The following is a 12,758-nucleotide window of genomic DNA, read 5'->3' as shown; positions in this document are numbered from 1 at the left end:
TAAACAATAATAATAATAATAATAATATAAACAATAATAATAATAATAATAATATAAACAATAATAATAATAATAATAATAATAATAATAATAATAATATAAACAATAATAATAATAATAATAATAATATAAATAATAATAATAATATAAATAATAATAATAATAATATAAATAATAATAATAATAATAATTCTTTTCATTGAACTAATTTGAAAGTCAATAAAAATAACATTTCGTCATGAGAAAAAATTGATTTAAATACTGAAATACAATGAATTAATCCTAAAGATATACAGAGTGTAAATTGGGATTTATGAGATTGAGAAAATATAAATACTGAATGAACTGATATATCATATGTTTATGAACAACCTTGAGATTATGAAATTACTCAAAAAATTAATCTTGAAGATTGAACAGAAATAGAAAATAAAATAATTGTCTGAGTAGGGGAGTCTGGAAATGCTCCAAGTTTAGATTTAATTTCAGATAAATTAGAATTTAATGTTGGTAAAGGCTTTAATATTCAATGAATTATAGAAAATTTGGAACTATGACAAATTCAAAATATAAAATGGGATTTTGGAAATTGAGATATACAAAATTTTGATCAAGATTTTAGTGAAAATTTAAATAAAACTTATAAATATAATAGCTCATGAAATTATAAAATTTCTTTGGTAGTAGAAACAGAATCATATTGAGATATTTCTACAAGTTTGACTTTATTTATTTCTTGAGCCGATATATGTTCTTTACCAGAAGATGAATTAAATTCAATATATCAATGTGATATGAATTGAAATTGAATTCCTGATATTTGTGATGATGATATTGATTGAGATTGAAATAAAAATTTATTATGACTTATTAATGATGAAATAATTGAAGATTGAAATTGTGTCTATGATCAAAGAAATATTAATATTTCAAGATTACAAGAGCAATTAAATTTATCTAGTTTAAATCCAGAAAATTATGATAATTGTCCTTTTGTAGATAATCCTAATCAAATAAATAGTACATGACAATGATTATGAGATGCTTGTATTAATTTAAATGATTATTTGGATACTGATGATGATTTAAATTCTGATAATGATTTATGAACTCAAATACCTAATTTTTCAAATTATAATTTTGATGCATCTTTGAGTTCTATAAATTGTAATTCTTGTCCGTGTCATTTATTTGATTATGAATCTGATATTGCAAATTGAGATTATATTAGATCCTTATTATATGATGAAACTTGAAATAACTTGTATACTATGTCAAATCCATTTAAAGTTTCTTGACTTTATTAATTGCTCGTACAAAAACAACAAATAGAATTGTTAGTAAAAGTATAAAAAAAATTAAGAATAATATTCTATTACTGACAATTTAGTATGCGACAAAAAACTTTAATTTATACTTGATTTTTTAATTATTATATGTAAATTATAGCTATATTTATTTAAATAACAGAAATCTTAAATGGTGGAAGAAAATAATGAAGAAACAACAAGTGAATCAGTAACTCATAAAATTGAAATATCTGATGAATTATATCAAGCTATAACTCAACTTAAACAAGTATTACAACAAATGACAGGTCAAGAAATTCAATCTGATGAAGAAGTAATATGAATTTTAGTTTCATGATTTATTGAATCTATAGTTTCTCAACAGCAAGAAGGAAGTTCTTGACAAGAATGAGATCAAGTTTCTAATGAATGATGAAGTAATATTATTGTATAATATTTAATTTATTTATTGTAAAAATAAAAAATAAAAAATAAAATTAATTTTATTTTTTATTTTTTGTTAAATAAATAATTTTACTAAAATCATTTATACTTGATTTAATCAAGTATTTAGTAATTTAAAATTAAATTTAATTATATATAGGTCAATCACTTCACTTGTCATATTGATTAATATGATTAGAATTATTTTTGTAAGTTAATAAATCATTCAATACAATCCAAGATTCTTGCAAGACATCAAATCTAGTAAATAAAATTTTATTTCAATCAATACAATCTTTAATAAGTTTTTCATAAGCTTCTTTAGTATTTGTTCATTTTTCAAACTTTGATTTAAATTCTTTTCTATTTTCATCAATTTTTCCATTGAAATAAATATTAATATTTTCATCTGTTTGTATTTCCAATTCTATTTTATTGTTTTTAATGTTTCAAAAACTTTCAAAAAGACTATCAGAAATATTTTTGAAATTAATAATTATTTTTGTAGATTTTTCTTTCAAACATTTTCAAGTTGTCAAATATATAGGAATTCAAGTAAATCTTGAATTATTTATTTCTAATTTTATAGATACATAAGTTTCTGTTTTTGAATTAGTTCAAACTCATTTTTCTTGTAAATATCATTTATACTGTCCCAGAATTATATCTTTTTCAAAATTTTTTCATAATTTTATAGATTTCAAGATTTTTATTTTTTCATCTGAAATAGAATTTGCATCAAAAGATTTTGGTTTTTCTATACTAACTAATGTTAACATTTGTAAAAGATGATTTTGGAGCATATCTTTTATTGCTCAGTAATTTTCATAATAATCTCATCTATCTCATACTCATATAGATTCATTTGCAAATATTTGTATATTATCTATATATTTATTGTTCCATATAGGTTCAAATATTAAATTTGCAAATCTAAAAAATATAATATTTTGTACAGCTTCTTTTCATAAATAATGATCTATTCTATAGACTTGTTCTTCATCAAAAACTAAATTTATTTTATTATTTAATTCTATTGAAGAATTTAAATCATTACCAAAAGGTTTTTCAAAAATAACTTTATCTTTTTTATCTAAATTCATAGCTTTAGCATTATCCAAGAAAAGATGATAATGTTCAGGAGATACAGAAAGATGTATTATAGTTTGTCAATTTTTTCATTTTAAATCATTAATTTTTTCAGATAATTTTATATAATCTTCTTGTTTATCTAATACTACTTTTTGATAATCTATTTTTTTAATAAAATTATTTATATTATCTATATTTTGATCAATAAAAAATTCTTTTCATAAATTCCAAAGATATTCATAAAAATCATTATTATCAAAATCTCTCCTACCAACAGCTATTATTTTTATATCATCTTTTCAAGATTTACAAATTTCAAAAATTGAAGGAAGTATTTTTCTTCTAGCTAAATCTCAAGTAGAACCAAATAACACAAAAACAGTTTTCATATTTTTTACAAAATTATACTATATAAAATTAATCTCTAGGTATTACAAATTTTTTATTGTAATATGAAACATTTTTTAAATATCATCTAAACCAGATAATATCTTCTCACATTACTTTCCCAAATATATCATCATTTTTATTTTCTTTAAGAAAATTTATCCAGTTATCATAAGCTAATTTAAAATGCATTTTATTATCATCTATATTTAACCATTCTTTGAAAAAATCAATATAATCATAAATTAACTTATCTAATATATTTTCAAATATGTTATAATCATCACTTGATATAAGCAAAATTTCTGTTATATAAATTTTTTTAAGTTCATCAAGTTTTAAGTCTTTATTTAAATTAATTTCCTCTTTTGAAACAAAAGTATAATATAAACAAAAAGCAAATATAGTATTTCTCAAAAAAGATAATATTCAAATCAAACTTATATCAGTATAATTATTATTTTTATTAAATCATTCTTTATTTAGATTTTCTATAAATTTTAAATAAATCCATAAATCAAATGTATATAAATTTTCTTTCAAATTTTTAATATCAGATTCTTTAAATTCATTCAATAAAATATTTGTAGATATATTTTTTGAGAAAAGAGATAATGATGATGAATAAATTATATCTAATAAATCTTTATCTCATCACTTCAATATATTTGAAATATTTGGATAAAATTCTTCTTTGAATAAAGAAATTATTTTTTTATTTTGTATATATAATTTTATATCTTTATGATTTATATCTTGAAAAAAATCATAAACAAAATTTCTATGAAATAAACTTAAAATAAATTTTTTTGAATTTATATTTTTTAAATTTGTTTTATTTGGTAGATTAAATTTTTCTTTTCCTGCTTTTATATTATCAAATGCAAGTTTGTAATATGAAGTATTTTTACTATAAACATAAAGTAAATTTCAATAAAAATTTATACTACTTGTTTGTAATTCATCTTCTGATTCACTTATATAAAATATATCATAAATTTTATTTCTAAACAACCTAGCAAAAAGATTATCTCATCTAGAAACCCAAAATCAACCTATAAATGTCATATAAAAATTTATTAATCTTTCTGTTGTTTGAGATTCTTTTTTTAATTTATCTGGAATTTTGGATTCATCAACTTCTTCATCTTGTCATATACTTGATATTAGTTCATCAAGTTCTTCTTGTACATCCATGTCATATTCAGTATCCATTCTATATTTCCAACTTATGAAATTTTTAACTCAAACAAAATATTTTTTTTTGAATAATCAATAATTAAATATATATTCTACAAAATTTTCCAAATCTTTATTTCATTTCAAAAATGAAGACATATATGTATCAAGTAAATTTTTATCAAAAAGTGGTTGTATTACAAAATCAACCATTTTGTAAACATCATTTTCATCAAACAAATATCTTATCAATACATCAGCTGGTAATATTAATTTAAGAATTTTTTTCTCAGTAATAGATATTTTATATGATTTTGAATATTTTTCATAATTATTAATATAATCAAATGTAATATTTTTCATATTTCATCATTTTAAATCTTGATCAAACAACCATTCATAAAAATCATATTCATTTTCATTTTCAATATAAAAAACATTATTATATTTTTGATAAATATGAAATAACATAAAAAAAACTTGTATATTTTCCAATAAAGAAATTTTTATTTTTTCAAAATCTTTATTGATAATTTTGAATCAATTTAATGAACAAAAATATTTATAATATTCAAAAAAAAACATTTACAAACCAAGTATAATTTTGCTTTTCATTATCATATGGAAAAACTTTAATTCTAGAAATAAAAATAAAATGCAAATAATAAACAGTTAATAAAAAATTAAAAAAATATTTGTAATCATATTTTTTAAAAACTTCTTTAGTATAAATACTACATACCATTGATATTAAACTTCATATATTTGAAGAAGAATAAAATTTATAACCATTAAAATTACTTACAACTCAATATGAATAATAATTTTCTATTTCTTTATGTTTAACCATAGAACTTTTACCAAATCATAATTTAGCATCAAAACTATCCAAAGATATATCAAATAAATTTAATTTATAATTTTCTATTATTTTCCTATTTACAACAGAAAAGAATTGTTTTGCAGAAATAAAAGATATAAACATACTAATAGGATTTATAGGTTGATTTACTATTTCATCAGGAAAAAATGAATTAAGAATTCTTTTAAAAAGTTTCATAAATTATAATTTGTAAAAATTAAATCTTAACATATAATTTAATGATTTTTGAATTAAAATCAATAAAAAAATTACTAATCTTCTGCATCTATAAAGATATTAAATAATTAGATTAGTATATTATATCAGAAAATCAAATAAATTTAATTTATTTTTTAAGTTTCAAAATTTGCATTGATTTATTAAAAATATTTATCATATCAGATTCATTTCAATATTTAATTTCTCATAATACATTTTCTATATTTTTTAAATTAGTACAATCTTTTCTGTCTGGAAATGATTTAAAACATCACTTAAATTCATTTTCAAAACTTTCAAGTAATTCTTTAGAATCATCTTGATTTATTTCATTATTTTTTTCATCAAAAATAGTATAATAATTTATTATAGCTATATTAGCTCTAAATTTATTTAAAATAGAAATTATATCTTTATTTAAATCTTCATTTTCATTATCAGCAAGAAGTTCTTTTTCATAATAATCTATTTTTGATAAAAAACCCTCAATATTACCAATAGTAGGTGCTAGTTTTATTATTTCAAAATTAGATTTAAAGTTTTCTATATAAATTCTTTTTTTAGAACTTAAAAACTTTTGTTCAAGAGCATCAATATCAAATCATTTTTCATCTAATCAATAAATTTCTCTTGCTTCATTAAGTCTATACAATATATTAGTTCGTGTATATGGTCATATATCTTTTATAATAGATCTTTCAAAATCTACATCCAAGGTCCGTTTTAATCATAAATATCTAAGTTCATCCAAATATTCTCTAATATCATATTTACTCATATCATCAACAGAATTTTCTTCATTTAGTAAGTTATTTATATTTTCAAAAAAATTTCAATATTCTTCAAAATTATATCTTCAATTTTGTTTTTTATCAACTATTTTCTTTAAAATATTTTTATATTTTGCAAAAATTAATCTTATATCAAAAAAATCTATTCATTTTTCTTCTCATTCTTTTATACTAGTAAATAAAGTATGCATTTCTACATCTGATGGATTATACATAATATGTTTGAATGAAAATCATAATCTAGATGTTAAAAATAAAAAATTATCTATTTGTTTTACTTTTTCATTATATTCTGAATTTTCTATTCATATTTTTGCAAGTCATTTTATAAGTTTATTTATTTCTTCAAAATCAATATAATCATATTCAAATCTCTCTTCATTTGAATTATCATGAATATTATCAAATTTTGAAATTAATTTGTAAAATCTTTCATCTATATCATTAAATATTTTTTCATTATACTCTCAATCTAATGTTGATAAATAATACAAAAAATCATCTGTAGAAAGTTCATTTATATTTTTTATATTTAATATATCCATTATAGATTTTTTTGATATTCATTCTATTTTTGATAATTCGCTTTCATTTATTTTATTATTTTCCTCGTTAATATTATTTATGTTTGTATTTATATTCATAAGTATATAATTTTATTATATATAAATATATATATATATTATACATAAATATATATATTTTTGCAAGTTTAAATTAAGTATTTGTTTTAATCTCATCTTTGTAAACAAAAAATAGTTAGTTTTGTAGTGGCGAGTATTATTGTATTTTCTCTTGAAATTATGATTTTTTTCATTATAATTATATTATTTTTTATCTTTTATTGTTTTAAGTGGTAATAATTATAATATGTTTATTAAAAAAGTACTCGCAAATATAATTGAAAAACTTATGTCACTCATTAATCTTGTTGTATCTTTTAGAGATAAAGATACAAAAAAAGTAAAACATAGAAATATAGCTAATCTTTCTGAATTGCCTCCAAAATCAAAAAATATAAAAATGAGATTATGTTGATTGATTATGTTAAGAATTTAATAGAAATAAGACCAGTATTTCATTAGAAAGATAAAAGAGTTAAATGACATATTTTTATTTTCTTGCAAATCCTTGTCTAAATCAAGGATTTAGAAATTTTGTTCTACAAAGATGAGTTTAAATAAAATATAAGCTTGAAATATAATATATTTTAATTATATAAGTATATATATGAAAAATATAATTATCTATTGAAAATAAATATTATATTAATATTATAAAAAATATAATTAATCTAAGGAATTGGTGAACTTATCTTTATTCTCTTTGAAATATTTTAATATAGGAAGACGGTATATCATAGTTTAGGCTATGGTCGAGCTATCCACTTTGTGTTTTTTAAGGATATAGGTAATTTAAGTACCACGGTTCTTTGGATTTTTTTGTATAATTAAATAAAATTTAGTTTTATTTAAGTTAGATCTTTATAAATAAGATTATTATGAATATAAAAACATCTACGAAAATAAGTTTAAAATTTACATTTTTTACATCTTTATTATTAATACTTTTTTGATTAATAGTAAATCTTTTTTATTTTTATCAATGGTACGAAAAAGGTAAAGCTAGGTTGGAAGAAAGAGGAACAATTTTTGATAATATCTGATTTGGTAGACAACACAGAAGTATGAATCCTATAAAGGATATAAGACAAAATGCTTTTATAGCAAGAACTCTTTATGAAAATAGAATTTTTTTAAATATTTCATATATAAATTGAAATTATATTTTGTATTCTATAATTAATAATAGAGTATATTATTCAAATATAACTCATTATATATATTCACAAATCAGTTTATTAATGGTGTCTATGTATGTTATTATATTTATGATGATAATTGTTTATTTTGTATCTTTTTATTTTGTAAAATCTTCTCTTAAATGATTAAATTTACTTGTAAAACAAACTAAAAAAATTGATTTAGATAATTTAAATACTTATATTAAAGTAAAAGGTCCTGATGATGATGAAATAAAAATTGTAGCAGAAAGTATAAATAATGCAATGAAAAAAATAGATAATCAAACGAGATCATTAAAAGATTTTATATCAAATGCATCTCATGAATTAAAAACTCCGTTGATGGAAATACTTGCACAAGCTGATATTATAGATGATTTGGAAACAAAAAGATGAATAAAACATAGTATATTAAATATGAATAAAATAGTAGAAAATTTATTATTATTATCTAAATTGCAATCTCAAAATAATTTTGAAAAAAATAAAGAAAATATTTCTTTAATTATTTATAATATATCTGATAGATTAAGTAATTTATATTCAAATAAAAAGATAAAACTACATATAAATATAGAAGAAAATATTAAAATTTTTACAAGTAATATCTTGTTTGAAATATTATTCAAAAATATATTGGAAAATGCTTTTAAATATACACAAGAAAATTGAAATATTTATATAAATCTTGATAATGAAAAAATTGAAGTAAAAGATGATTGATTATGAATAAAAAAGGAAAATTTGGAAAAAATATGGGAAAGTTTTTATCAACAAGATGCATGTAGAAATGATTGTCAAAGTTATTGATTGGGGCTTTATATAGTAAAACAAATAATACAAGTATTAAATTTTGAAATAAAACTTGATTCAAAAGAATGAGAGGGGAGTAAGTTTACTATTAAATTTAAATAAATAAAAATTAATTACAATGAATATATTGTTGGTAGAAGATAATGAAATAATATGAAAATCTATATCTGTTTATTTAAAAAATAAATGATATAAAGTTGAACGGATTTTGGATTGAGAAGAAGCTATTGATAGTTTTGAAAATTCAAAATATAATTTAATAGTTCTTGATTGGATGTTGCCTTGATTTGATTGAATATCTATTCTTGATCATGTAAGAAATATTAGTGATATTCCTGTAATAATTACTACTGCAAAATCAGAATTAGATGACAAAAAAGAAGGATTTGACACATGAGCAGATGATTTTTTGGTTAAACCTTTTGAACTTGAAGAACTTTATATTAGAATTAAAAATTTATTAAAAAGGTCTAATCAAATTGAAAGTGTTTTAATATGAAATATTGAATTATTTCTAGGTCAATATAAAGTAACAAAAAATTGAGAAAAAATAAATCTTACAAATAAAGAATTTTTAATTTTGGAATATTTAGTAAAACATATTGGTATAGTTGTTTCTAGAACTGAAATTATAGATTATATTTGGTGAGAAGAAAGTGTTTTTGAAAGTGATGATAAATTGGATGTTTATATATCAAATATTAGAAAAAAAACTTATAAACATTTGATAGAAACAATAAAATGATTTTGATACAAAATTGAAAAAGAAAAAAATAAAATTAGAAATTAAAATTTTATGTACTATAAATTATATTCTAAATTTGATTTTATAGATTCATATCATTTTTTTATTAAATCATCATATTTATAAAAATCATAAAATTCAAATTTTGATAAATCAGGAGATATTAATATAACATTAGATCATTTTAGTTTTGCTATATCAATATTTAGATCTTCATTTGATTTTAGATTTATATTAAGTGATTTATATAATATTTCATAATTATATTTAAAAAAAGATTTATTAAGTTCAAAATTTAAAAACTTTTTCTTATTTAATATAGGATTATTATCTCATCTAATTACTGAAAATGCTAATATATTTTTACTATTTAATGGCGATATTCATAAATTATCTGTTAATCATCAATCAATATATTTTATATTTCAAATTTGATATGGTTTAAAAATACTTGGTAATGAAATACTTGCCATAATTGCATCTACTATATATCAAGAATTAAAAACTTTTTTTTCTCAAGTATCTAAATTTGTAGCTATTATATACAATGGAATATCTAAATCTTCTATTTTTTTGTTTCAAAAAATTTTTTTTAATTGATTTTTTACTTTATTTCAAATAACTAATCAAGTTTTTAGATTTATATCTATTAATTTAATAAATTTAATATTTTTTATTAAATTATACATTTCATTATAATGCATATTTAAAGCAAGACAAGAAGCAATTATGGATCACATACTAGTTCATGAAATTTCATTTATTTTAATTTTTTTTTCTTGTAAATATTTAATAAATCATATATGAGCAATTCATTTTGCAGCTCATCAACTCAAAGCTATTCAATATCACATTAAAATAATATATTAATTAAAATTAAATATTTTTAGTATTTTGATCTCTTCGGTCTTGTATTTTTTTATGATTTCAAGAGATTAATATATCTGGAACGGAATAACCATAAACATTTATTGGTCTAGTATAATGAGGATGTTCCAAATTATTTAAATTTTCATTTATAGAATAACTATCATAAAAAACACTATCTTTTTCTTTAATAACTCAAGGAACTAATCTTGAAATTGATTCAATAATAATCATACTTGGTACTTCTCATCACATCATTATATATTTTCATATAGAAATTTTGAAAAAATTATTTGGATATTTATCTGTAAAATATTGTTCAAAACGATAATCTATTCATTCATATCTACCACTTACTAATATTATATTTTCATAAGATATAGAAAAAGAATTTACTAATTCTTGGTTTCGCTGTATAGAACTAGGAGAAAGATAAATAATAACAAAAGTTTTATTTTTTATATTTTCAAGAATATTATTTACACAATCAATAATAGGTTTTGCTTTTATCAACATTCAGGCTCAATTGCCGTAAATTTCATCATCTACTTGTTTATGTTTGTCATAAGTAAAATCTCTAGGATTATATATTGAAACTTCTATTATTTTTTTTTCTATAGATTTTCAAATTATAGATGTAGAAAAAAAATTTTCAAAAATTTCTGGAAAAATTGATATTATATGAAATTTCATAAATAAATATTAAGAATTTAATAAAAATATAAATTAATTAAATATTATATAAAAATAAAAAATATATTCAAGATTTTTTAAAAGTTTTTATTTGTAAAATTTACCCCCTTATTCTATTATTATAATATACATTATCATAATAGAAAAAAGTATTTTTAATTAACTTTATTCTCATAATTTTTTAGATTTTCATAAACAGTATGCACTTGCCCAACACCACCGAAGATTGAAACCTCAAGTATATCAATCTACATCAAGTATTTCTCATACAAAATAAAGTCATGATATTAATTTACTTTCCAAAGTATTTATATCAACTTGTCATAGTTCTATTCAACCAGCTGTGACAAATTCATCTCAAGCTTTTCTTGATATTAAATCAATTTCAAATCAATTTCAAAAATTATTACTTATTAATTTTCTTTTATCTTTTGATAAATAACAAGCTCTTTTTTCTGATTCTATTCATAAAAAACTTAATATTAAATCTACAAATTTATTTGGATACAGTTTATACAAAATATTTTTTATATATTTCCTAGGAAATTTTTCTATATTTTCCAAAATATATTTTTCCAAAAAAATATAATCATAATTTTTATTTGCTATAAATTTCACTTTCAAAGGAGTTTTTTCAGTAATTTTTTCAAAACTTGAATTTGATGATAAAATAAATGTAGCAGGTCAAGTAATTCAAAAATGAGTAAATAATATTGATCAATAAATATTTTTTCAATTATATTTGAAATATCAATCTTGAAAAGAAATTCATGAAATACTGGTAAAATCTTGTTTTGTTTTGAAACTATTTAAACTTGGTCATAATTTAGTTATTTTATGTCAAAAATTTTTGGCAAAAGAATAACCATCTCAACTACTTCAAGTATGAGAATATGCATTTCATCAAGTTGATATTATTATTTTATCAAATTCAAAAATTTTATTTTGAGTATAAACTTTAAAAATATTTCAAGTTTTTGTTATATTATTTACAACAGTTTGATATTTTATATCAACATTATTTTTTTCAAAAATTTTATAAAATATATTTAAAACATCATTTGAAGAATTTGATTTTGGGAAAACTCTCATATCTTTTTCAATTTTTAATTCAATTCATTGTTTTTGAAATCGTTCATAAACTTTAGTTGGTCAAAATTTTCCATAATAATATTTTACAAATTTTTGTCAACGAGGATATTTTGAAATAAATTCTTTTTTATTAGTAATTCAAGTAGTAATATTACATCTACCTCCCCCACTAATAAGAACTTTACTTCAAAGTCTATTATTTTTTTCAAAAATAGTAATTTTTCCATCAAATCAGTTTTCAATCAAACTAGCACTTAACATAATTCAACTAGCTCATCATCATATTATTCAAATTTTTTTCATATTATATAAATATATTTTTTTAAATATAGTATAAATTGATATATGTATAATAATAAAAACTTTTATTTCAATTTAATTTACTAATTATATTGATATATAATAAATTTAACACTATTATCAATATTAAATTTTAGATAGTTTTTGATTTTTAGTGATACTTTAAACAAATATATTTTAA

At 18.8% G+C, this 12,758-nt stretch carries 12 protein-coding genes; 5 read left to right on the top strand and 7 right to left on the bottom strand.

Annotated elements, in window-relative coordinates:
• Both VAMP_RS05325 and VAMP_RS05320 read left to right on the top strand, forming a co-directional pair.
• The coding region (locus VAMP_RS05325) for a PKD domain-containing protein (protein WP_244831663.1) at positions 1-1,307 on the top strand (1,307 nt) is incomplete at its 5' end.
• A gap of 172 nt (positions 1,308-1,479) precedes the next feature.
• Complete coding sequence (locus tag VAMP_RS05320) at positions 1,480-1,743, top strand: hypothetical protein (protein ID WP_213349905.1); 264 nt, start codon at positions 1,480-1,482, stop codon at positions 1,741-1,743.
• Between the two features lie 136 nt (positions 1,744-1,879).
• Here the strand turns inward: VAMP_RS05320 and zwf are convergent, their stop codons facing one another.
• From zwf to VAMP_RS05300, 4 genes are all read right to left on the bottom strand, one after another.
• Positions 1,880-3,214 carry a glucose-6-phosphate dehydrogenase gene (gene zwf, locus VAMP_RS05315; protein ID WP_213349904.1) on the bottom strand — a complete coding sequence of 445 codons (1,335 nt, stop codon included), beginning with the start codon at positions 3,212-3,214 and terminating at the stop codon, positions 1,880-1,882.
• A gap of 28 nt (positions 3,215-3,242) precedes the next feature.
• A complete protein-coding gene (locus VAMP_RS05310; protein ID WP_213349903.1) occupies positions 3,243-4,976 on the bottom strand; it encodes a hypothetical protein in 1,734 nt (577 codons plus the stop codon).
• A complete protein-coding gene (locus VAMP_RS05305; RefSeq protein ID WP_213349902.1) occupies positions 4,954-5,451 on the bottom strand; it encodes a hypothetical protein in 498 nt (165 codons plus the stop codon). Before VAMP_RS05305 ends, VAMP_RS05310 begins: the two co-directional genes overlap by 23 nt.
• Positions 5,452-5,599: 148 nt before the next feature.
• Positions 5,600-6,907, bottom strand: a complete 1,308-nt coding sequence (locus tag VAMP_RS05300) for a hypothetical protein (protein WP_213349901.1) — start codon at positions 6,905-6,907, stop codon at positions 5,600-5,602.
• A gap of 268 nt (positions 6,908-7,175) precedes the next feature.
• On the opposite strand from VAMP_RS05300, the gene VAMP_RS05295 reads away from it, so the two are divergent.
• From VAMP_RS05295 to VAMP_RS05285, 3 genes are all read left to right on the top strand, one after another.
• Complete coding sequence (locus tag VAMP_RS05295; RefSeq protein ID WP_213349900.1) at positions 7,176-7,322, top strand: hypothetical protein; 147 nt, start codon at positions 7,176-7,178, stop codon at positions 7,320-7,322.
• 442 nt (positions 7,323-7,764) lie between these two features.
• The gene (locus VAMP_RS05290; RefSeq protein ID WP_213349899.1) at positions 7,765-8,982 is read left to right on the top strand and encodes a sensor histidine kinase; all 1,218 of its coding nucleotides are present in this window, start codon (positions 7,765-7,767) and stop codon (positions 8,980-8,982) included.
• Positions 8,983-8,998: 16 nt separating this feature from the next.
• A complete protein-coding gene (locus VAMP_RS05285; protein ID WP_213349898.1) occupies positions 8,999-9,670 on the top strand; it encodes a response regulator transcription factor in 672 nt (223 codons plus the stop codon).
• Between the two features lie 11 nt (positions 9,671-9,681).
• On the opposite strand, the gene VAMP_RS05280 is transcribed toward VAMP_RS05285, so the two are convergent.
• The 3 genes from VAMP_RS05280 to VAMP_RS05270 form a co-directional block, all read right to left on the bottom strand.
• Positions 9,682-10,479 carry a patatin-like phospholipase family protein gene (locus VAMP_RS05280; RefSeq protein ID WP_213349897.1) on the bottom strand — a complete coding sequence of 266 codons (798 nt, stop codon included), beginning with the start codon at positions 10,477-10,479 and terminating at the stop codon, positions 9,682-9,684.
• A gap of 22 nt (positions 10,480-10,501) precedes the next feature.
• Positions 10,502-11,185 carry a tRNA (guanosine(37)-N1)-methyltransferase TrmD gene (trmD, locus tag VAMP_RS05275; RefSeq protein ID WP_213349896.1) on the bottom strand — a complete coding sequence of 228 codons (684 nt, stop codon included), beginning with the start codon at positions 11,183-11,185 and terminating at the stop codon, positions 10,502-10,504.
• 165 nt (positions 11,186-11,350) lie between these two features.
• Entirely contained in the window at positions 11,351-12,580 is a 1,230-nt protein-coding gene (locus VAMP_RS05270; RefSeq protein WP_213349895.1) for an aminoacetone oxidase family FAD-binding enzyme, read from the bottom strand.
• Positions 12,581-12,758: the final 178 nt, after the last annotated feature.

It is taken from the genome of Candidatus Vampirococcus lugosii (assembly GCF_018420025.1).
GTDB classification, from domain to species: Bacteria; Patescibacteriota; Gracilibacteria; order Absconditabacterales; family Absconditicoccaceae; genus Vampirococcus; species Vampirococcus lugosii.
The sequence above is the reverse complement of the archived record's forward strand: the minus strand, read 5'-3'. Positions and strand labels throughout refer to the sequence as shown.